The 22421-nt window shown below is 59.1% G+C and carries 20 protein-coding genes; 7 read left to right on the top strand and 13 right to left on the bottom strand.

Annotation, left to right across the window (positions count from 1 at the left end):
- Positions 1–111 precede the first annotated feature (111 nt).
- The 4 genes from RHM56_RS10030 to RHM56_RS10015 are packed head-to-tail and all read right to left on the bottom strand — an operon-like array spanning position 112 to position 1916.
- Positions 112–384, bottom strand: coding sequence for a hypothetical protein (locus RHM56_RS10030; protein ID WP_322241012.1), 273 nt, complete (start codon positions 382–384; stop codon positions 112–114).
- Between the two features lie 35 nt (positions 385–419).
- Complete coding sequence (locus RHM56_RS10025) at positions 420–1187, bottom strand: alpha/beta hydrolase (RefSeq protein WP_322241011.1); 768 nt, start codon at positions 1185–1187, stop codon at positions 420–422.
- A 31-nt stretch (positions 1188–1218) separates the two neighbouring features.
- Positions 1219–1647, bottom strand: coding sequence for a DoxX family protein (locus RHM56_RS10020; protein WP_322241010.1), 429 nt, complete (start codon positions 1645–1647; stop codon positions 1219–1221).
- Positions 1644–1916 carry a DUF2282 domain-containing protein gene (locus RHM56_RS10015; protein WP_322241009.1) on the bottom strand — a complete coding sequence of 91 codons (273 nt, stop codon included), beginning with the start codon at positions 1914–1916 and terminating at the stop codon, positions 1644–1646. The genes RHM56_RS10020 and RHM56_RS10015 overlap by 4 nt, the downstream gene beginning before the upstream one ends.
- Before the next feature lie 330 nt (positions 1917–2246).
- Between RHM56_RS10015 and RHM56_RS10010 the strand changes: the two genes are divergently transcribed.
- Positions 2247–2702, top strand: coding sequence for a hypothetical protein (locus tag RHM56_RS10010; protein WP_322241008.1), 456 nt, complete (start codon positions 2247–2249; stop codon positions 2700–2702).
- Positions 2703–2730: 28 nt separating this feature from the next.
- Positions 2731–3177, top strand: coding sequence for an HIT family protein (locus tag RHM56_RS10005; RefSeq protein WP_322241007.1), 447 nt, complete (start codon positions 2731–2733; stop codon positions 3175–3177).
- 37 nt (positions 3178–3214) lie between these two features.
- On the opposite strand, the gene RHM56_RS10000 is transcribed toward RHM56_RS10005, so the two are convergent.
- The 5 genes from RHM56_RS10000 to RHM56_RS09980 form a co-directional block, all read right to left on the bottom strand.
- On the bottom strand, positions 3215–3706 hold the full coding sequence (locus tag RHM56_RS10000; RefSeq protein WP_322241006.1) for a DUF1543 domain-containing protein: 492 nt from the start codon (positions 3704–3706) through the stop codon (positions 3215–3217).
- A gap of 77 nt (positions 3707–3783) precedes the next feature.
- Positions 3784–4851, bottom strand: coding sequence for an ABC transporter substrate-binding protein (locus tag RHM56_RS09995; RefSeq protein WP_322241005.1), 1068 nt, complete (start codon positions 4849–4851; stop codon positions 3784–3786).
- Positions 4852–4919: 68 nt separating this feature from the next.
- Positions 4920–5306, bottom strand: a complete 387-nt coding sequence (locus RHM56_RS09990; protein ID WP_322241004.1) for a 2Fe-2S iron-sulfur cluster-binding protein — start codon at positions 5304–5306, stop codon at positions 4920–4922.
- Between the two features lie 24 nt (positions 5307–5330).
- The gene (locus tag RHM56_RS09985) at positions 5331–7085 is read right to left on the bottom strand and encodes an FAD-dependent oxidoreductase (protein WP_322241003.1); all 1755 of its coding nucleotides are present in this window, start codon (positions 7083–7085) and stop codon (positions 5331–5333) included.
- Positions 7048–8040, bottom strand: coding sequence for an ABC transporter substrate-binding protein (locus RHM56_RS09980; protein WP_322241002.1), 993 nt, complete (start codon positions 8038–8040; stop codon positions 7048–7050). Before RHM56_RS09980 ends, RHM56_RS09985 begins: the two co-directional genes overlap by 38 nt.
- A gap of 329 nt (positions 8041–8369) precedes the next feature.
- Here RHM56_RS09980 and RHM56_RS09975 point away from each other — a divergent pair, with 329 nt between their 5' ends.
- Positions 8370–9593 (top strand): MFS transporter, encoded by a 1224-nt coding sequence (locus RHM56_RS09975; protein WP_322241001.1) that lies wholly within the window; start codon positions 8370–8372, stop codon positions 9591–9593.
- Positions 9594–10006: 413 nt separating this feature from the next.
- Here the strand turns inward: RHM56_RS09975 and RHM56_RS09970 are convergent, their stop codons facing one another.
- The 4 genes from RHM56_RS09970 to RHM56_RS09955 are packed head-to-tail and all read right to left on the bottom strand — an operon-like array spanning position 10007 to position 14864.
- On the bottom strand, positions 10007–11029 hold the full coding sequence (locus tag RHM56_RS09970) for an aldo/keto reductase (protein ID WP_322241000.1): 1023 nt from the start codon (positions 11027–11029) through the stop codon (positions 10007–10009).
- Between the two features lie 29 nt (positions 11030–11058).
- Positions 11059–12849: an ABC transporter ATP-binding protein gene (locus RHM56_RS09965; protein WP_322240999.1), complete on the bottom strand. Its 1791-nt coding sequence runs from the start codon at positions 12847–12849 to the stop codon at positions 11059–11061.
- Positions 12846–13841 carry an ABC transporter permease gene (locus RHM56_RS09960; protein WP_322240998.1) on the bottom strand — a complete coding sequence of 332 codons (996 nt, stop codon included), beginning with the start codon at positions 13839–13841 and terminating at the stop codon, positions 12846–12848. The genes RHM56_RS09965 and RHM56_RS09960 overlap by 4 nt, the downstream gene beginning before the upstream one ends.
- A 3-nt stretch (positions 13842–13844) precedes the next feature.
- Entirely contained in the window at positions 13845–14864 is a 1020-nt protein-coding gene (locus RHM56_RS09955) for an ABC transporter permease (RefSeq protein ID WP_322240997.1), read from the bottom strand.
- Between the two features lie 311 nt (positions 14865–15175).
- Between RHM56_RS09955 and RHM56_RS09950 the strand changes: the two genes are divergently transcribed.
- The 4 genes from RHM56_RS09950 (at position 15176) to RHM56_RS09935 (ending at position 22357) form a co-directional block, all read left to right on the top strand.
- Positions 15176–16765, top strand: coding sequence for an ABC transporter substrate-binding protein (locus RHM56_RS09950; protein WP_322240996.1), 1590 nt, complete (start codon positions 15176–15178; stop codon positions 16763–16765).
- 41 nt (positions 16766–16806) lie between these two features.
- A complete protein-coding gene (locus tag RHM56_RS09945; protein WP_322240995.1) occupies positions 16807–17991 on the top strand; it encodes an SfnB family sulfur acquisition oxidoreductase in 1185 nt (394 codons plus the stop codon).
- A gap of 175 nt (positions 17992–18166) precedes the next feature.
- Positions 18167–20710 carry a TonB-dependent receptor gene (locus RHM56_RS09940; protein WP_322240993.1) on the top strand — a complete coding sequence of 848 codons (2544 nt, stop codon included), beginning with the start codon at positions 18167–18169 and terminating at the stop codon, positions 20708–20710.
- A gap of 54 nt (positions 20711–20764) precedes the next feature.
- Complete coding sequence (locus tag RHM56_RS09935; protein ID WP_322240990.1) at positions 20765–22357, top strand: ABC transporter substrate-binding protein; 1593 nt, start codon at positions 20765–20767, stop codon at positions 22355–22357.
- The last annotated feature ends 64 nt before the right edge of the window (positions 22358–22421 follow it).

Here is a 22421-nt window from a genome sequence, read left to right as displayed (position 1 = left end):
AGTGCATCGCTATGTCGTTGAACGCATCCCCCTGTAGGAGCGAGCTTGTCTCGCGATCTTTTGATCTTTAAAAAAATCGAGAGACAAGCTCGCTCCTACACGGGATCGGGGTTACTTCGGCTCAGTCAGGGTGCCGCCAGCCTTCAGGCATTCGGACGGGGTTTTGACGATGACGCCCTGACCTTTACAGCTATTGAGGCCCTTGCAGTCATTTTTTGAGGTGGCGCACAAGCTTTCGCCCTTGCAGCTGTTAACGCCGTAGCAACGGCCAGGCTTTTCTTGCTGGTCAGAGGCGCTGGCCGCCGTGGCGAAGGACGCCGACGCCATGGCGATCAGGGCGGCAGCAGTGGCGAGGCTCAAGCGGGCTTTGATGGAAGTGCTCATGGTTGTAGCTCCTTAACGGGCATCAGGGGTGTGGATTATTTGATAACGGAAGCAGCGTCTTCGATGACCTTGGCCACAGCCTCGGGCTGGGAGATGTACGCCAGGTGGCTGCCTTTCAGTTCAGTGACGTTGGAACCGGCGCGCCGGTACATCCAGCGCTGCAAATCAGGGCTCAAGACACGGTCTTCGGTGGTGACCACGGCGAAGGTCGGCTTCTTGTGCCAGGCGGCATCCCAAAGGGTTCCGCCGAACAGAGCGGTGGTGGCAGGCACTTGCGAAGCCGCCATGAAATCGGTGCGATTGGTGGTCAAGTCAGCGGCAAAATCGTCGTGGAACTTGCTGCGATCAACAAACAAGTGGCCGTCACGGCTCTGCTTGATATCATTGCTCGGCTCAGGCATGGAACTCAGCAACTGGGACATGTTCTCGCCCACTTCGGGCTGCAAGGCCGAGACATAAACCAGCGCCCGGACCTTGTCGCGATCACCGGCAATCGAGATCACCCCTCCGCCGGAGCTGTGCCCCACCAGCACCACCGGCCCCACCTGTTGCTCAAGCACTTCGCGGGCTTCGGCCACATCGGCGGCGAGGCTTTCATGCCCCTGATGCACCACAGTCACCTTGTAGCCTTGGTGAATCAGGATGTCGTGCACCACTCGCCAGCCGGAGCCATCGACAAAGGAGCCGGGCACAATCACCACATTCTTGCCGGTGCCAGGCAACGGCTTGGCGGTGTCCGCCGCCGAAGCCAGCAAGGGAGCAGTCAGCGCCATGGCGATGACCAAACTAGAGAAAACACGCATAAAGACACTCCAGATCATTATTGTTAACGGATTAAACGCGACGGCGACGCAACAGGTTGTCCAGTGACCAAGCCCCGCCGCCGTAGGCCAGCAGCGGCAGCAACAATCCCGCCCAAGTCAAGTGGACCGGCCAGGCATCGGGGTAAACGAACACCTCAATCACCAGGGTCATGCCCAACAGCGCAGCGGCAGCCGGGCGGGTCAGCAGGCCCAATACCAGCAACAGCGGAAACACATGCTCGGCGTAAGCCGCCGCATGCGCCGCCCATTCCGGCGGGATCAAGGGCAAAGCGTATTCAGAGCGAAACAAGGTGTAGGTCGACTGTTTGAGCTGCAAAAAACCGGTGACTTTGGTACGGCCCGAGAGGAAAAACACCGAAGCGATACCGACACGGGCCACGAGCAACAGCAGCGCCTCAGGCAACAACCGCTTGAGCACCGCAGGGACCGAAGCAATCATGGGTGTTCCGTCAGGCTGCCGTAGCCTTTAGGGGTTTTGATCTGGGTGCAGGTGCCTTTGTCCACCAGGATCCAGGCGTTGCCTTGATAGTCGGCAGTGGCCGTACCGGCACACGATGTGCCTTTGCCAGCGGCGCAATCGTTGGCACCGGCCAGAGACACCCCGAAGCACTTCTCTTGAGGCTTGGCATCATCGGCCTGCGCAGAAGCAGCAAAGGCACCGAGGGACAACGCGAGGGTGGCGGCGAGAGCGGCGTAATGACGCTTCATTGTTAGATCTCCTGGCTTATCTGAATGTGCCCGCAGCGCACGTTCAGGTGAGTGATCACGTGCGCTATCGGGTAGACAGATTTAAAGCCAGGCGTGTATCGGGTCTGTGTCGCGGTCGAGCGTTAATTACCGAACGATGTATCAACGGGGGGCTGGTACACAATCGGATACATAAGCGCTGGATGTCAGCCTACGCTGGCGAGCGCCATGGGCCCTGAAAAACAGCACACCAACGTTGCATTTTGTTGACCAAAAATGAAAAAGACACCCCGTTGCAGGCGTTGATATAACCATGTTACATACGCGCACCACTTGCTATGGACAGCCCTGATGTTCGACTCGACCTCGACTCTAAAAGCCTTTGGCGCCAGCCTTTTATTGATGACCGGCGTGGTTCAGGCAGCACCGGTTATTTCTCAAGAACCCGATTGGGCCGTGGCTGTGCAAGTGCTGCTGTCTGCGGGCTTGTGTCAGAATCGGCTGGTCGAAGCCGACCGCGCTAAATGCTACAGAGACAACAGCCAGCAAGCCTGCCGATACGCCCCCGAAGGCGTCGAAAAAGAAAACTGCATTACCGAATACGCTTACAACCGAGTGCCGCAAAAAACCGGTATGCCTTCGCAAAAGCCACTCGTGATGTCGCCCTTCAAAACAGACGAAAATCAACTGAACAATGCTTCATCGGCAAAGGCCGGTTCGCTGCCGGTTGAGAGCGCCCCAGACGAGCTGGACTCGAAAATAAAGTTCTTCTTGCATGACAAAGAAAAATCTTCGGTTGTTCAGTAAACGCACTCAACACCCTTAAGGACTAGACATGTCATTGATTTCGCAGCGCGTAGAACTCGCCCGCAATGGTGCCAACGATAAAGTCATTTGCCGAATGGCATCCGGCTGGGCAGTGATGGGCGACGTGCAATTTCTGCCGGGTTACTGCCTGTTGTTGCCAGACCCGGTGGTTGCCAGCCTCAACGATTTGGACACACAAGCCCGCGCAACCTACCTGCTCGACATGGCCCGCATCGGTGATGCGGTGTTGCAGGCAACCGGGGCGCTGCGCATGAACTACGAAATCCTGGGTAATTCAGAGCCTGAATTGCATTGCCATATTTTTCCCCGCTACGCGTCGGAGCCCGAGCAAAAACGCAAGATGCCCGCCTGGTTTTATGACTGGAAAACAGCCGTTGCTTACGCCGAAGACACCCACGGGGATTTACGCAAGAAAATTGCTCAGTTACTGGCCACCCCTAGCGGGAACGCCTGATTAAAAAACAGATTGATTAGACCTTGGTGGGTTAACGCTAGATAACAATGTAATCGTTGTGCTGGGTCACACCGCCGTGCTCGCCTTCGACCAAATGAATGTAGCGCCCGCCTACCTGATCAATCGGCAAGCAGTCATCCACATCCATCAGTACATCGGTGTGGGATTGTTTCCAGTGCTTGAGCATGTGTTGCTGGCCCTTGGACTTGGCTTCTTTTTTGTCGCGGGCAACCACCAGCACATAATGATGTGCCTCGCCAAAGGCGTGCGGCTCATAGCCGCCAAGATTGATGAAGTACAAACGCGGCGTGCCTGGCGAAGGTGCCAGCGGGCTCAGTTCGACCTTCCAGCGTTCAACGCCGTCAACGCGCATCCATGAATCGATATGCAGGCCTGCAGAGTTGCCAAACCAGCCTTGTCGCAGCTGTGGATGGGCCGCTTCCAGGCTGTCAGCAATGGCAAAGACCACGTCATGGACTTCGATTTTGGCCCGGGGATGCTTGCCCCCCAGCATGACAACAAACAGCATTTCACCCCTCCAGACAGGCGCAACCAAGGCGCTATAGTACTTGGCTGCGCCAATCTATGGGAGTTGCCGCAGGGGGCTCAATCCAGAACGATCTCGTCTTTGATGGCCCAGGCTTGCTGCAACGGCGCCGGGTCGATCCAGCTATCGACATCGAAATCCTTGTCGATGAAACCTTCGGCCAGCAAGAAGTCTTTCTGGCGACGCAAGCCCTCGACGTAGATCGGCGACAGTTTAGGCTCGAACGACAGATGCAGTTTGTTGCCGAACGCCAGCAACACGCTGTCTGCGTCGGTGCCGGTTTCGGCGGCGATGGTCGTCACAACTTCTTGCGGATGGTCCTTGGCCCATTCGTAGGTCTTGAGCAGTACTGCCAGGTAGCGAACGACAATTTCCGGGGAGTCGATGAGGGTCTGGCGGTCGACGGTAATCGGTCGTGGCGAGCCGGCACTCAGGCGTAGCAGCGGGTCTTCTTGCTCGTTGATATTGATGATCGGGCGCAAGCCCTGAGCCAATGCCCGAGCACTGCCCGCGCCTTTGATAAAAATCGCGTCGACGGTGCCGTTGAGCAACGCCAACGTCGGGATGGCGTGATGGTCTTCGCGGGTTTTGGAGACTTCCTTGAGGTCCCATTCGGGCGCAGCAATATCGACAAACTCAACGCTGTCGCGGGGCACACCGCCCAATTGCAACGCGGTCAGCAAGCCACGCAAACCTTCGGCGCGGCCAACGTCTACCAAGTCACTGGCGGCCTTGCGCACCACACCAAGCTTGCGCCCGCGCAGGTCGGCAGCGGTCTGAATGTCGCTGTCGCCACGCACAAACACCTGTTGTTCTTCATCGACCCAGGTGATGCCGACCACCACTGTGTCCTGACCCAGGGCACGGGCCCAGATCGGCGGGACGTTACCGCCTTCGCGAAAGCTGCCCGCCAGGCTGTGACGGAAATGCGATTCACGGACCGCGCGGTCCTCGGAGGCGCGGATCGAGTCCAGCGTGATGCCCTGACGGGCAAACTCGTTCTGCAACCAGCGCTTGTGCTGAGCGATGCCCGACGTGGTTGGCACCGGGCAACGGGTGTACCAGATGGCGCTCGGCTGGGCGCTCGCGGGTGTTTCAGGCAATGCTTTGAGCAGTGCTTCAGACATGGTTCAACTCCTGAGTGGGTTCGCTCGGCGAAAGTGCCTGGCGATGAGCAAGCAAGTCCGACAGGCAGTCAGGTGGTTGTTGGAATCAGTTGTTCGGTGTCCGCTTTGGCGGCTCGCGGTGGTTTGGTGCGCACCAGGCTCAGTTCAACCACGGTGTCATGCAGGGCCAGTTTGGGTTTGGCCGGCTCGATGCGAATACCGTCGTGCAACGCCACGGTGCAGGCCAGTTTGACTTCACCGTCGATGCGCATCGCGCACAGCTTGCACAACCCGCGACGGCACGACAGCGAGTAACCCAGGTTGGGCTCAAACTCGCGCTGGGCGAACTGCAATGCGGTGCTGACCGAAGCGCCTTCCCAGCTATCGATACCCAAACCAAGGCCCGCCGGGGGCGGCAACTGGATGTCCAGCTGGCGAAATTCGCCATCACGAAACAAGGTCAGGTGCATCAGCATTCGGGGCTCCTCGGATAAACAGCGTTATGGTCGCGCCACCAGCGCAAACGTTACGGGTGTGGTATTGCGCTTTAATCCACCCGCTGCAAAATGCACCAATGAATGGCTCAACACGCCGCTATCGGCCTGTTTGTTGTCGTGACGCTGATGCGCGCCAATTGAATGATCACGCCCGACCGCCCCCAGCAAAGCCGACTCGATCACGCTAAATGCAGCCTGACACTCCAGCGCATCGCTCCAGTCACGGTTCCACATCCGGTCGCGGGTACGGCAGGCCAACTGTGGCAATACATTGCTTTTGAGCCCTGCCAATTGCGTCAGTCCTTGTTCCAGTGCACTCGCCGTGCGCACCGGCCCAAGGGCACGCTCGGCCAATTGCGCAAGGCTTTCCTTGAGTTCAAACGGCGCCACGCCCTTGCTGCGCTCAAAGGGCGCAACCGTCACTGCCAGTGCCGCATCCTGGTTATCTGCCCGGCGATCCAATGCCCGCCGCTGCCGTGCATCAGTCGCAGCCGCCTGGCCTGCGATGCGCCCTTGCACCAGCACTTGCGCACCCGCATTGCCAGACAAACGATTGGCGCCGTGCATGGCCCCGGTGACTTCGCCGCAGGCAAACAACCCCGGCACGCCGGTGGCCGTACCCGCATCGACCCGCACCCCGCCCAATGAAAAATGCGCAGCCGGGGCCACTTCGATGGCGTAGCCCTGCTTGATCCGCTCCACCAGCGGCGTCATGTCAAACCCTTCCCATTGCCACTCAGCACTGATCGAACGCGAGGTCGCCGGGAAGTTGTCGATGATGTCGTTGGGCAAGTGTTTCCACGACAGGTACACCCCGCCGTTCGGGCTCCCGCGTCCTTCATACACTTCCGTCGCGCACGCCGCCGAGACCATGTCGCGAGTGGCCAGCTCCATGCGTTTCGGGTCCCAGCGCGCCATAAAACGTTCGCCAAAGCGGTTCATCAGCCAGGCATGCACACCACTTTGCGGCCCCAAAATCCATGGGAACTGCAAGCCGCGCCAGATTGCCGGAGCGGCCAGGCAGCACGGCAAAAACTGCATCATTTCCATATCAATCAAGGTTGCGCCCGCTTCCACTGCCATCCGCTGCCCTTCCCCGGACAGCTCCTCAGGCGCCGTGCGCAAACTCCAGTTGGACGTCGCCCCGCCAGTGGCCAGTACCGTGCTGTGTCCATAAATACTGTCGACACTGCCCGTACGCCGGTCCAGGCCGAGCACACCGACCACTGCGCCTTCGCGCTTGAGTAATTGCGTGGACTGGAAGTCTTCGCGAAAGCTCACCCCCGCCTGCTGAGCGATACGGGTCAAGGCGCGCTGCATGTCGATGCCGCTGATGTGCACACCGCGCCCGCTGCTATGCCCCGGCGCACGCCGATTAACGCTGAACTTGATGCCCCAGTCGATCAGCCGCTGCATTTCGGCCCCGATGCCGGTGACCATGCTCTGCACCAACTGTTGGTCGTTAAGCCAGGAACCCGCGGCAATCGTGTCGTGCAAAAAGCGCTCCTCGGTGTCGCTGGCATCGGCCTCCACCCCAATTGCCCGCAAGCTCTCACCGGCAATGGAAACGCCGCCCCCCGAGGTGATGGTTGCGCCACTGCGGCCAACCAGCCCCTTGTTCACCACCAACACCGAAGCGCCAGCCTGACGAGCGTGAAATGCCGCCACCAAGCCTGCTGCTCCGCCGCCAAGTACGATGACGTCCCACGTCACCGCCGACTCAGCCATAAACCCATGCCTCAAGGTCGTAATCGTCATCGATAAAGCCTTCTGCGAGCAAAAATGCCTTAAACGAATCAATCGCCTGCAAGCCTTGAGCGTCAATCGAAGTGCTGAATTTGACATGCAGATCCGGGCCAAACGCGCCGTGTACGGCCTCCTCGGAAATACCGATTTCTTGCGCAACAAAGCGCCGGGTTTCATCAGGATTACGCGCCGCCCATTGCGCGGCCTCATCCACGGCATCCAGCAGCGACTGCACCAGGTCCGGGCGTTCGCGAGCGAGCGTGCCATCCACCGTCAGCAAGCGCGGCGTACCGTTATTGATACGGATTGCCGGGTCGGGATGGCTACCGGTCTCGCTGAGAATCACTGCACCGAACTGATGGGCCAGGCTCAAACCCTCGGCGCCCTTGACGAAAAACGCATCGATCTCGCCCTTGATCAATTGGCTGATTTCGTTGGCATACGGCAAGCGGCGCACCAGCTCTGGCGGATAACCCGGTGTGGTTGCGCCCAACTGCGGAGCGCGGGTGGCGACGTCGACAAACTGCACCGACTCCCGATCAATGCCAGCCACTTGCAAGGTTGAGAGCAACCCCTTGAGTGCGGTGGCACGCTGAAAATCAATAATGCCCGGTGGCTGACGCGGAACGCCCAGCCGCTTGCCCACTAGCTCTGCCACATTGCGCACGCCGGAAGACGGCAGGGTGATCACCGCCTGGAATTCGTCGATCCAGTTAATGCCGATCAACCGGGTATCGCGGCCGCTGGCACGGGCATGGATCGGCGGGATGTTGCCACCCTGGCGAAAGGACCAGGGTTGCGAGTGATCGAAGTGGCTCGCACGGACCTTTTCATCCGGCGAACTTTGCAGTGACTGAATGCCAACCGACTTCTGCGCCAGCGCAGACTCCAGAAAGCCTAATTTCACCGCGAGCCCCAAAGGGGTCGGCGTCGGGCAACGGGTGTACCACAGGTTCAGATCAGTCATAACAGTCCGCCATTCAATTAAAAAAAGACACAGAAGTTCGTATCGCCCACTAACCAAAGGCGACGTTCTTAACTATCAATAAGAGAATAATGGCGGACGTGGTCGCACGACATTGATTAAAGCGCTGCAACTTCTTATTGGCAGCCGTGGTTTAAAAAACGCCCCGTACGAGGTGTTGCGAGTGTAAAGGAAAGTTATTTAAGCCACATAGATCATTACGTTCTGAGTTTATGACTGCGCACTGATTGACAGGGACAAGTGCATTGCGCAGATTACGTCGCTTTTTACCCCACCTCTGGCCCGCAACCTATTCTGGATACAGCCGATTTATGTCTGCACTTTCGTTGTGGCTGAATAATTTTACGCCCCTGCAATCCGCGCATACCCGAACTTACCTTGCAGGCCAATCGGTCTCGATGATTGGTATCTGGTTACAGCAAACAGCAATGGCGTTGCTGGTGTATCAATTGTCGGGCGGCCAGGCGTTTGCGCTGGGGGTGAGCGCCTTGTGTTCGAGCCTGCCGATTTTGATGTTCAGCATGTTTACCGGCGCTCTGGCTGACCGTTATGACCGGCGCAAACTGCTGATCGGCTGTCATCTGGTGGAGATTGTACTGACGCTGGTGATTGCCTCAATGATCCAGGCCGGGCAGGCAGAACTGGTGCATATCTTCTTCTTTGCCTTTCTGATGGGTTGCGTCAACTCGGTGTATTTTCCGACCCAGCAGGCGTTTCTGTTTGACCTGGCGGGCATGGATAACATCCGCAAGCTGATCAGCATCAACTCGATGATCCTGAATGTCTGCCGAACCTTGGGGCCGACTCTGGCCGGTTACCTGGTGGCTCAGATCGGTATGTCGGCGGCTTTCTGGGCCAATGGCATGTCGTATTGGGTGGTGATTTTCTCGCTGATGTCGCTGCATGCGGTGCGTCAAGGGCGGCCAAATACCGGGCAGAAGGTTTCGCTGGGGGAAGCGGTGGCGCACATTCGGCATACCCTGACCTTGCGCAATATCTATATTTGTTGCGCGACCTTGACCATGTTTGGGCTCGGCAGCCTGGCGTTGTTGCCTGCGGTGGCCCATGGCGATCCACAATTGACCGGGCTGTTGCTGGGAGCGGCGGCGGCCGGGTCGCTGGTGTATGCGTTTTTTCTGTCGCCGGTGATCAGTCATATTCAGCGTATGGGCCTGACGTTGTCGCTGACCCTGGTATGGATGGGAAGTTGGCTGGTGGTTTCGGCGCTGACCGAGGTGCTTTATGTGCAGTTGCTGGCGTTGTTTATGTTTGGGCTGGCCACTTCGCAGGCGATGGTGACGTGTACCAGCATGGTGCAGATTTTGTCGCCGGTGGCGATGCGCGGCCGCTTGATGGGGCTGTTCAGTATTATCGGGTTTGGGTTGCAGCCGTTGGCGACGCTGGTGGCGGGGTTTATGGCTGATCGGGTGGGTGTGGCGACGACGATTGCTTTGTGGGGTTTGGTGGCGGTTACGATTGCGTGTGGGCTTTTGGTTCAATCGCAATGGCGGGGATGGACTTTGGTGAAGGGCTGAATGTGCCACTGCTACGGGGCGGCAGCGTTTTGTGTACATATCCATTTGATGCTTAACGGCCTTCTACGGGTTTCGCCCTTACGGCGAGGCACTTTTGTCAAACAGCCACAAAAGTCCCCAAAAAGGCCTTGCTCCCACGTACGGCCTTCGCTTCGCTCAGGTTCCCTGATCTTCGGTGGGAGACTCTATGGTGTATAGCAAGCCGATTTCGTAGCAGTTGCCGAGCACCGCGAGGCTACGTCCGATGGCGAAGCGATCGTAAACCCTACGTGCAGGGTACAACTGATACCCCGCGGTGCTTGATTTTACGACTGCTGCGCAGCCGGACGTAGCCTCGCGGTGCTCGGCAACTGCTACGAGATTTGCACGCGCCATAGATCTGTGGGAGTTGCCGGAGGCTGCGCTCTTTTGTCTTAAACCCGCGATTTACGCCCGGCAAACGGGTGGCTCGGATCGTTGTAGCCCGGTGTCGAGGAGTGCCCGGTGATGACGAGGTCGTCAATAAAGGCTTCGTCTTCAGCTGTAAACGCGTAGTTGAGCGCCGGGACGTAGTCGTTCCATTGTTCTTCGGTACGCGGCCCGGCAATGGCTGAGGTGATGAGTCTGTTGTTGAGTACCCACGCCAGCGCGAACTGCCCAGGGGTGATGCCACGTGCCTCGGCGTGGTCTTTGACGCGCTGCACCAAATTCAATGACTCTGGACGCCATTCGGTCTGGTGCAGGCGTTTGTCGTTACGACCCGCACGGGTGCCTTCGGACGGCGGCTGGCTCGGGTCGTATTTGGCAGTCAATACGCCACGTGCCAATGGGCTGTAGGACACAACGCCAATCCCGTAGTACTCGGCAGCCGGCAGGTGTTCGTTCTCGATCTGGCGGTTGGCCAGGTTGTACAGCGGCTGGCTGGCCGCCGGACGTTCGATGCCCAGCAAGTCGGCGTGGCGGCTGAATTCGGCCAGTTTCCAGCCGCGGTGGTTCGACAACCCATAAGAACGAATCTTGCCCGCGCGGATCAAATCCGACAGCGCCCGCAGGGTTTCTTCGACCGGGGTGGTGTGGTCTTCGCGGTGCAGGTAAAACAGGTCGATGTAGTCGGTATTGAGGCGCTTGAGGCTGGCATCGACGGACTGGATGACGTTGTGCCGCGAAGCACCCCGGTCATTCGGACCCAGCGCGCCAGGGTTGGGGTTGACGAATTTGGTCGACAACACCCATTGCGAACGACGCTCGGCGATCAGTCGGCCGACGGTTTCTTCCGAGGCGCCGCCGTTGTAGCCGTTGGCGGTGTCGATGAAGTTGATGCCTTGCTCATACGCCCGGTCGACGATACGTTTGGCCACGGCGGCGTCGGTCTGGCCGCCAAACATCATGGTGCCCAGGGTGATGGGCGAGACTTTGATGCCGTTGCGGCCCAGGTTGCGGTACTCGATAGCGCTCATGTTCACTCCCCTAATGGTCTTTTCATTGACTAGATCGCGAAACGCGACAACAGCATGGCCACTGGCAGGTCCTGCCAGGCCGAATTCGTGTAGGGCACCGACTCTTCGTCGCTGACCGGGTAACGCGGCACCGGCACCGAGCCGATGAGTTTTTTGGTGTAGTCGTGGCGGGCGTGTTTCCAGATTCCGTCATGGGCGCCCTCTTCGACAATTTTGCCGTCGTGCATCACCAGCACCCGGTCAGCCATGTACTTGACCACTGACAGATCGTGCGAGATGAACAGGTAGGACAAGCCGAATTCGTCTTTGAGATCTGCGAGCAGGTTAAGGATCTGCGCGCGCACCGAAACATCCAGCGAAGACACCGCTTCGTCGAGGATCACCAACGATGGGCGCAAGATCAACGCACGAGCAATGCCGATGCGCTGACGCTGGCCGCCGGAAAATTCGTGCGGGTACTTCCACACCGCCGCTAACGGCAAGCCGACCCGGGCGATGATTTCCAGAATGCGCTGGCTGCGCTGCTGCGCTTCTTTGATGCCGTGGTTTTTCAGGACCCCGTCGAGAATGCGGTACACGCTGTGTTTGGGGTTCAGTGAACCGTACGGGTCCTGAAAGACCATCTGCATAAAGGGTCGGTGACTGCGCAGCTGTTTCTCGCTCAATGCCGAAATATCGGTGCCATTGAGCAGGATTTCGCCGGAACTGGCGCGAATCAGGCCCAAGATGGTTTTGCTCAAGGTCGACTTGCCGCACCCGGACTCCCCTACCAACCCCAGGGTTTCACCCGGCTGAATCTGGAACGACACGTCATCGACCGCCGCCACCAGGCCCTGACGGGTTTTGTATTCGGTGCGCAGGTTGCGAACGTCCAAAATCGGCTGGTGTGCCGCGTCCAGTACCGGCTCATGGGCCTTGGCCGTGCGCGGATAACTGTGCAGTTCAAACTGGATAGCCCCGCCTTCACTGCGCCGCACGTTGATTTCCGGCAGCGAGGCGTTGGCGTAATGCGAATCGCTGTCCAGGCGCAGCGAGGCGCCCAGCAGGCCTTGTGTATAAGGATGCTGCGGCGCAGTGAAGATCGCTTCGGTGCTGCCACTTTCCACGATCAGGCCGTCGTACATCACTGCCACGCGATCGGCCCATTGCCCCACCACACCGAGGTCGTGGGTGATCAGCAGCAGGCCCATTGCGTACTCTTCGCTCAACTCCTTGAGCAATTGCAGGATGTGCGCCTGCACGGTCACGTCGAGCGCAGTGGTCGGCTCGTCCGCAATCAGTAATCGCGGCTTGCAGGCTACGGCAATGGCGATCATGACCCGCTGACGCTGGCCACCGGACAAGTTGTGCGCGAAGTCATCCAGACGCGCTTCTGCGTTAGGAATACGGACTTTCTTGAGCAATGCCAGCGACTCGGCACGGGCGTCCTTGCGCGACAGGCCGCGATGGCGGCGCAGCACTTCACCGATCTGTTCGCCAATGCTCAGCACCGGGTTCAGTGAGGTCATGGGGTCTTGAAAAACCATCGAAATATCGTTGCCGCGCAGGCTGCGCATCAACGGATCACTGATAGCGGACAGGTCCTGCCCATCAAAATCAACGCGCCCACTGAGTTCGGCGCGACCGCCCAGCAGGCGCATGATCGCCATGGCGGTGGTCGACTTTCCGCACCCCGACTCCCCCACCAACGCCAGGGTTTCCCCCCGAGCCACCTCAAAACTCACGCCTTTTACGGCGTGGTATTGGCCATAGTTGACCCGCAAGTCCGAGACGTTAAGCAATATGTGGCGATGATCATCGACGTTAACTACAGCATTCATGCGGTTCTCCCGCGCAGTCGTGGGTTCAAGGCACTGATCAAGGCGTCACCTACCAAATTGAGACTAAAAACCGTGATCACCAGCGCCAGCCCTGGAATAGCGGTGAGGTACAACGCGCTGCGCAACATGTCGCGACCGCTGCCAATCATGCTGCCCCAGCTGATGTTGTTCGGGTCGCCTACGCCTAAAAACGAAAGGGACGACTCGGTGAGGATCGCCGACGCGACGATCACCGAGGCGGTGATGATGATCGGCGGCAACGCATTGGGGAGCACTTCACGAAAGATGATCCACCCCGTGCTGTAGCCAACACTGCGCGCAGCCAGTACGAAGTCGGCACCCAGCAATGCCCGAAATTCGGCACGGACCAGTCGCGCAACCGTGTCCCAAGAGGTCAGACCGATGACCACCGCGATGATGCCTACGGTTGACTGGGTGATGGAGACCACGACCACGACCAGCAAAAACGAGGGCGTGGTCTGGAATATTTCGATCAACCACGTCAGCACCCGGTCGACCCGGCCGCCGAAATAACCTGCCAGCGCCCCGATCAGGGTGCCGATCAACACACTGACCAGCGCTGCCGTGATCCCCACCAGCAGTGAAACCCGTGCCCCATGCACGATGCCCGCCGCCAGATCACGTCCCAGTGCGTCGGTCCCCAAAGGGAATTCCCAGTCTTCACCGGGCGACAGCAGCGGCTGCCCGACCATGTCCAGCGGGTCACCGGGGTACCAATAGTTGGCGCTCAGGGCCATGAGCACAATAAACAGCAGCACCGACAGGCCCAGCACCGCACCCGGCGAATGCAATAACGCGCGAGCGACGGGCCAATGGCTGCGAGGCGCTTGCAGTAAATCGTCAGTGTGTACCTGCGGGCGCTGGCCGCCAGGCGCCCAGCGCCCCAGCAGCACACTGCCCAGCTGCTGACGCCAACCACTGAGCGTGGGGCGCGATAAGTCCAGCGACGTGCTTGGGGTATCAAGACTCATGCTTCAACCTCCCTTCAATCGGGCGGCGATGCGCGGGTCCAGCCGCATGTGCAACCAGTCCACCAGCAAATTGGCAATGATCACGATAAACGAGGACATCAACAGGATGCCCAGCAACACTTTGTATTCACGGGCTTGCACCGCTTCCAGGGTCAGGCGGCCGATGCCCGGCCAGCCGAATACGGTTTCAGCTACCGCCGCCCCGCCCAACAGCCCCCCCAAATGCGCGCCCGCCACGGTGGTCAGCGGCAGCAACGCATTGCGCAGCACATGGCGCCAGGTAATGCGCCACGGCGACAGGCCTTTAGCTCGGGCAGTGCGCACATAGTCCTGGGTCAGTACATCGAGGACCGACGCGCGAGTCAGACGGGCGTAAATAGCAACGAAGAAACTGGCCAAGGTCAGCGCGGGCAATATCGCGTACTGCAACTTGTCGACCCATTTGTCGATCCCGGTCAGGCCCGCGCCGATGGTGCCGTCGCCACCCGCAGGCAGCCAGTCGAGCTTGACTGCGAACAGGACAATGGCCATCAGCCCGATCCAGAAGCCGGGCGTCGAATACAGCACAAACACCACCGAAGACAGCAGCCGATCCGGCCACTTGCCTGCCCACAACGCCATGATCACGCCGAGGCTGACCCCCACGCCGACCGAGATGAACAGTGCCAGGCCCATCAGCAGCAAGGTGTTGGGCAAACGCTGGCTAATGACCTCAAGCACCGGGATGCCATAACGCGGCGAGTCCCCCAGGCTCAGTTGCGACAACTGGCCGATATAGTCACCAAACTGGGCCAGCGACGATTTGTCCAGACCGTATTGCTGACGCAGCAACTGGGTGGTTTCGGCCGTGGCCGACCCTGCTTCGGCAACCAGCGCGTCCACCGCATCACCGGGCACCATCTGCAGCAAAATAAAATTGAGAACAATCACCCCCGCGGCTGTCGGCAAGGCGCGAAACAAGGGCCCTCGAAACCCCGATTTCACGAGTCGGGTTAAACGCTGATAAAGAGTGCTGGTCAGCATTGAGTTCTCTGCAAAAACAATCAATTGAAAGGGGTGTTTATTTAACGGCCAACACTAATACAGCAAATCGCGCACGCTAACACCGACAAAAAAGTTCTAAACTTATTATCACGTCGGCTATTAAACCTGCACTTAACGTTATAACTAAGGGCCTTGAATATGATTAAAACTATCCGCTAGGCTCGCGTCACTGTTTTGAAACCAACAGAACAGCCCTTCATTGAACACATTCATAAAGTGCCTCTTTTAGTTCTAACCATAGAACTGAATGTCGTGCGTCTTCTTATTACTTGTTTTGCGAAAGGTGCTGCATGTCGATTTCCAGAAGGCTGTTTATCAAGGATTCCATCATTCTGACGGCGGGTGCCGGTCTGTTGAGCCAGGCATCCGGGGTATTCGCCGCCGTCGACGGCAAACAGACCCTTGTGGTGTCGCAATTCCCTGAACCTTCCATCCTGACCAACGCGCTGACCACCGATGGCACGATCTACACCGTGACCAGCAAGGTGTTCGACGGCCTGCTGTCGTATAACGCCCAGCGCCAGCCCGTGCCACGCCTGGCCACCGATTGGCAGGTCAGTGATGACGGCCTGGTCTACACCTTCAACCTGCGCCCCGGCGTGACCTGGCATGACGGCCAACCGTTCACCTCTGCGGACGTGGCGTTCACCCTGGAAAACATCTGGCGCACGTTCAACTCACGGGGCATCACCACCTTCGCCCCGGTCAGCACAGTTCAAACCCCGACGCCGTTGCAGGTGGTACTGACACTGTCGACCCCAGCCCCATACTTGCTCAGTGCGCTGTCGTCGACCGATGCCCAGGTATTGCCCAAGCATTTGTATGCCGACGGCAACCCGCTGACCAACCCGTACAACATCAAGCCCATCGGCACCGGGCCGTTCAAGTTCGAGCGCTGGGATCGCGGTGTGTCGATCAATCTGGTGCGCAACGAGCAGTATTGGGACGCGGGCAAGCCTCATCTGGACGCGTTGATCTTCCGTGTCATCCCCGACCTGACCGCCGCCTCGGCCGCCCTGGAAACCCAAGCCGTGCAACTGGCCTCGGTGGCCCTGAGCAACGTCAAGCGTCTGCGCGGCATCAGCCAGTTGCAGGTCAGTGAAATCAGCGCGCCCTACTCGCCCGGCCTGGTCGGCTTTGAGTTCAACCTGGAGAAACCGGTGTTCCAGGACGTGCGCGTGCGCCAGGCATTTGCGCACGCCATCGACCGCGACTTTGTGATCAAGAATATCTACTTCGGCTTTGCTCAACCGGCGTACAGCACCATTCCACCGGGCATGAGCGACTTCTACAACGACAACGTGCCGCGCTACCCTTTCGACCTGAAAAAAGCCGAAGCCCTGCTCGAAGAAGCCGGCCTTAAAAAAGACGCCAACGGCATTCGCCTGACGATTTTCAACGACCCCAACCCCGCCAGTGAAACCCTGCAAATCGCCCATTACCTGCGCAGCAATCTGGCCAAGATCGGGGTCAAGCTGGTGATCCGTTCGCAGGACTTCCCCGAATACGTGAACCGTGTCTACACCCGACGCGACTTTGACACCACCTTGATCACCGCTACAGCAGGCCCGGACCCGGTGATGGGCACGCAGCGTTTCTACCATTCAAGCAACTTCAAACCCGGCATCGCGTTCTCCAACGGCGCCCGCTATGCCAACAAACGGGTCGATGAACTGCTCGACCTGGGCCAGTCCGAGGTCGACCCGGTGAAACGCAAAGCCTGGTACGACGAATTCCAGCAGATCGTGCTGACGGACCTGCCGAAGATCCCCATCGTCTCGCCCACCGTGGTGGTGGTGACGCAGAAGCAACTGAAAGACTTTTTCAACTCATCAGAAGCGCTGTACGGCAACTTCGCCGATGCCCGTTATCAAGCGTAGCGCCGCGTAATTCCCCTAACAGAAACAAAAAGGACTGTTCCATGACCGATGCACTGCTCGACCTTCAACCGCCGGTGATTGCTCATATCATCCGCAGCGACCAGGAGGCCGTGGACGTCGCCGAACATCTGGCGGCCAGATTCAAGCTCAATGCCCAACGCCGCGATGTCGAACGCCTGTTGCCCTGGCAAGAGCTGGAAGACTGCGCACTGAGCGGGCTGCTGGCCATCCGTGTGCCCCGCGAGTACGGTGGCGCTTATGTTTCATACCTGACCCTGACCCGCGTGGTGGCCGCCATTGGCGAGGCCGACGCCTCCATCGGGCAACTGCTGCTAAGCATTATCCTGGCTTCCAGCGTGATCGAGGCGGTGGGCCGCGAAGAACAGAAACAGCTGTTTTTCGGCAAGATCCTGCAGGGCTATCGCTGGGGCAACGGACACGCCGAAGGTGGCAGCCTGCCCGCTGGCACCACACGCACCCGGATCACCCGCGAAGGCGATCATTACCGGGTCAACGGGTCCAAGGCCTACTCCACCGGCGCGCTGTTTTCACAGCTGATTTCCATTGGTTGTGTCGACGAGGACGGCCTGTCGAAAACCGCCGTGCTGGACCGCCATGCGCCAGGGCTGACGATCATTGATGACTGGGACGGTTTCGGCCAGCGCACCACCGCCAGCGGCACTTTGCTGCTGGACAACGTGCGGGTTGAACACAGCCACGTTTTGAACTCGGAACTGGGCAAGAGCACCGCCAATACCTATGGCATTCCCGATTTGTTTCACAGCGCGCTCGACTTGGGAATCGCCCGTGCCGCGTTCAAGGACACACTCGATTATGTCCGCGAACACGCCCGCCCTTACCTGCGCACCGGGGTCGAAGCCGTGTCGCAAGACCCGTATGTACTGGCCATCATCGGCGACCTGCACACCCGCATTCATGCCGGCGAAGCGGTGCTGGAACGCGCCGCCTTGACGTTCGACGAGGTGACCGCGGAACAGGGGCCAGGGCCATCAGAAAAAGTCTCTTCAGCGTTGGCGACGGCAAAAATCCTCACCACCGAAGCCGCACTGCTGGCCAGCAATACGTTGTTCCAGCTCGGTGGCGCCAGTTCAACGCGCCTCGAATACGGTTTCGACCGCCATTGGCGCAACGCCCGGACCCACACCGTGCACGACCCGGTGGCCTGGAAATTCAACCTGATCGGCAAGTATCACCTGCTGGGCTGATCACCCCGATTCCATCACTGACCCAGGAGACAACGCTCCCCCAAAACGTCTACCGATTTAAAGAGCGGCATCAGCCGCCACACTGCCCACACACTTGCCAGGCTTAAACCAGCCAGCGTCGACTCACTACTGCACACACTTAATAAAATGCAGAGGCAATACCAGGCAAACACACATGTCCACACTCCACTCCCGTCGTCATACCCTCGGTGTCGTATTCTCCATGGGCGCCGCCACTTTCGCCCCCATTGACACCGCCAAAGCAGAAACCGATTACGAAAAAGACCGACTGCAAACCGTGGTGGTGACCGGTTCGCGCGTCGAGACCACCGCCCTCAAAGCCTTGTCACCGGTGCAATTGATCAAAGGCGAAACCCTGCGTGAAACCGGCGCCACCGATCTGCGCCGCGCGCTGTCACTGGTCAGCCCGTCCTATATCAATATCAACAGCAACGGCGGTGCCCTGTCGAAGAACGTCGGCGGCTCATCGCTGCGCGGTTTGTCGGGTAATCAGGTACTGGTGCTGGTCAATGGCAAGCGACGCCACGGCACGTCGATGATCAACAACAGCGGGGGCGCGACACTGGGCTCCTCCGCCGCGGATCTGGGGTTGATCCCCCTGTCGGCGGTCGAGCGGGTTGAAGTGCTGACCGATGGCGCCGCTGCCCAATATGGCTCGGACGCCATCGCCGGGGTGATCAACGTGATCCTCAAATCGGCAGCCTCCGGCGGCTCGGCAGACGTGTCCTATGGCGAGTACAACCACGACGTGTCCAAAGTCGGCGGCTTGGGCGATGCGGGTGCCACCTACACCGGCGGCCTGAACTCGGGGTTCGCGCTGGGCGAAAACGGCGGTTTCCTGAACCTTAGCCTGTCGTACCTCAACACCGGCGACAGCCACACCGTTGGCCCATGGAAAGCCCCGACCCAAGCCATCTGGCAAATTTATGCGGCGCCCAACGATCCGCGTGAAGCCACCGCCAACCGCAACGTGCCGGAAAACTACGAGGTGGTGCCGATCCAGGAAAGCACCAGCTTCGCCTACAACCTCGGCTTGCCCCTGAACGACAACCTTGAGCTGTATTCCTTCGCCACCTACAGCCCGCGCAGGTCGGAGGCCAAAGGTTCGTTCCGTTCGGAAACCAACGCCACTTCCAACGTCATCACTACGCCCGGTGGCTACAGCTCACGTCTGCAAACCAAAGAAGAGGACATGCAGGTCAACCTCGGCATCAAAGCCGAAGACATCCTCGGTTGGCACTGGGACGCGGGCCTGAGCTACGGCCAGAACCGCGCCGACATCAACATTCTCAACACCACCAACCCGTCGTTCGGGGCCTTGCTACCCCTGCAAAACCTGCACGCAGGCGACCTTAAATTTGCCGAAAGCATCGCCTCACTGACGGCCCAGCGCGCCTTTGACACCGGCTTTTTTGCCGACCCGCTGAACGTCACGGTCGGTACCGAGTACCGTTACGACAGCCTGTCACTGGGCTCGGGCGAGTATTACTCGTATGCGGGCGGCGGCTTCCGTTACCCGGACGATTACCCGGCGGTCAACCTGCGCGGCAAACTGGCGGGGGCCGGTTCGGCGTTCCTGACCGGCTTCAGCCCGCAGTTTGAATTTGACGAATCGCGGCATAACACTGCGTTTTTCGTCGACTTCGCGCAGCAGATCACCGAGAAATGGGACAGCGGCCTGGCGGTGCGTTACGAGGACTACTCAGACTTCGGTTCGGCGGTCGCGGGCAAGTTTTCCAACCGCTACCAGTTCAACGACGTCATCGCCGCACGCGGCACATTGAGCAATGGTTTTCGTGCACCGTCTCTGGCCGAGCAAAACTACCAAAGTGCCACGGTACAACCGGTCAACGACCCGATCACCAACACCTCGTACATCTCGTATTACTACGACACCCTACGTCCCGACTCACCGGCAGCCAAGGCACTGGGCGCCAAGGAGCTCAAGCCGGAAAAATCCACCAACATCAGCTTCGGCCTGGTCTTTACCCCCACCGATCGCCTCTCGGCCTCGGTGGACGTGTACCAGATCAACATTCGTGACCGGATCTTCCTCACCGGCGCTTTCAACGGTTTCAACAACGCAGCGGTGGCCAAAGCACTGACCGACGCGGGCCTGACCAGCCAGCAGCAAGTGCGTTACTTCACCAACTTCGGTGATACCCAAACCCGTGGTGTCGAATTCAAGCTCGACTATGACATCGACTACGAACGCTATGGCAAGGCGCATTGGGGGCTGAGCTATGCGCGCAACAAAACTGAAGTCCAGCGCGTCAACGACCCGGCCGTGCTGAAAAATGCCGGACTCAGCCTGCTGGACCGCGAGCGCATCACCCTGCTCGAAGAAGCGCTGCCGCAAAACATTGCCCGTGCCTCGCTGGACTGGCAACTGGGCAAGTTCATAGTGCAACTGACCGAGCATTACTACTCGAAAACCCGCGCGGTGAACAACGTGCTCAATCGCGCTCAGGACTCCACCACCAGCGACTCGTTCATCACCGATGCGGCCGTCAGCTACCTGGTGACCGACAACCTGAAAGCCACCCTCGGCGCGAACAACGTGTTCAACAAACGCCCACCCAACCAACCTGACACGCTGGCCTCGACCATCAACCATGAAGACCCTTACGCCAACCGCAACACGCCTTATGGCATTGGCGGCGGCTTCTACTACGCGCGCCTGAGCTACGACTGGTAACCCTCCACCGTACGGCTCCCCACTGCGGGGAGCCTCACCTCAAAGGTTTTGCTCATGTTTAATCGACGCACGTTTCTCGGGTATTCGCTGGCCTCCACGGCGGCAGTCGGGTTGTTGGGGCAGCGCTTGAGTTACGGCAATACACCGGGCGGCACGCTGATCATCGCGCAGAACCCGGAGCCCACCGTTCTGACCACCGGCCTGACCACCGCGCCAGCGACGCAACTGATTTCACCGAAAATATTTGATGGCCTGCTGTACCTCAGCCCTACCAATGGTCCGCAACCGCAACTGGCCGAAAGCTGGAGCGTGAGCCCTGATGGCTTGCAGGTGACCTTCAAACTGCGCCCCGGTGTGCTGTGGCATGACGGTCAGCCGTTCACCTCTCAAGACGTGGCGTTTTCAGTGATGGAAGTCTGGAAAAAATACAGCTCGCGCGGGCGTTCGGCGTTTCCCAATGTGCAAAGCGTTGACACCCCGGACCCGCTGACAGCGGTGTGGAACCTGTCGCGGCCCACGCCTTATCTGCTCAGCGCCCTCAACGCCCGAGATTCTCAAGTGTTGCCGCGTCACCTCTACGCGGGCACCGACATCCTCAACAACCCGGCCAACATCGCCCCCATCGGCACCGGACCGTTTCGGGTCAAGGAATGGGTGCGCGGCAACTACCTGACCCTGGAGCGCAACCCTGCTTACTGGCAAGCAGGCAAACCGCTGCTCAACCACGTGATCTACCGCTTCATGTCCGACCCGTCTTCAGTGTCAGCGGCACTGGAAACCGGTTCTGTGCACGTGGCGTATGCCGACACCTTGTCCAACAGCGAAATCAAGCGTCTGAAAAATAATCCCGCGCTGAGCATTCATGATCGCCTCAACACCTACGGCGGCACCGGGATCATGGCGTTCGAGTTCAACCTGCAACGCCCGCAATTCCAGGACGTACGCGTGCGCCAGGCATTTGCGCATGCCATCGACAAAGATTTCATCCTCAAGCACATCCTGCTGGAGCAAGGCACCACCGCCGACTCACCGATCCCGAAAAACTTCCCGCAGTTCTACAGCGCCGACGTGCCGCACTACCCGTTCGACCTCAAGCGCGCGGCTGCGCTACTGGATGAAGCCGGGTTAAAGCCGGACCAGAATGGTATCCGCCTGCGAATCAAAAACGACCCCAACCCGTCGGCGGCCTACCAACAGACCGCGAATTTCCTGCGCAGCAGCTTTGCCAAAATTGGCGTGAAACTGGAGATCCGCAATCAGGACTACGCGCAATACATCGACCGCATCTATGGCCGTTACGACTTCGACACCACCCTGTCACCCGCCTCTACTGCGCCCGATCCGGCGATTGGCCTGCAACGCTTTTACTGGTCGAAGAACATTCAGTCGGGCGTTGCGTACTCCAACGCCACACACTATTCGAGCCCGCAGGTCGACGCGCTGCTGGAGCAGGCGCAAATCGATAACGACCCCAAACGCCGTTGGGAGCTGTACCACCAAGTGCAGCAAAAAGTGCTGGAAGACTTGCCGCGCATTCCGATTGTTTCCAGCGAGGATGCATTACTGGCAAGCATTGCCGTGCACAACCTGACCGACTCCACAGGGGGCGGGTTCATTGGCAATTTGAGTAATGTTTCAGTGGGTTAAATGCTGACGTTGTAGGAGCGAGCTTGCCTCGCGATCTTTTAAAAGATCAAAAGATCGCGAGGCA

Source organism: Pseudomonas sp. CCC3.1 (assembly GCF_034347405.1).
GTDB lineage: Bacteria > Pseudomonadota > Gammaproteobacteria > Pseudomonadales > Pseudomonadaceae > Aquipseudomonas.
Note: the sequence above shows the minus strand (reverse complement) of the source record. Positions and strands in the feature narration are given on the sequence as shown.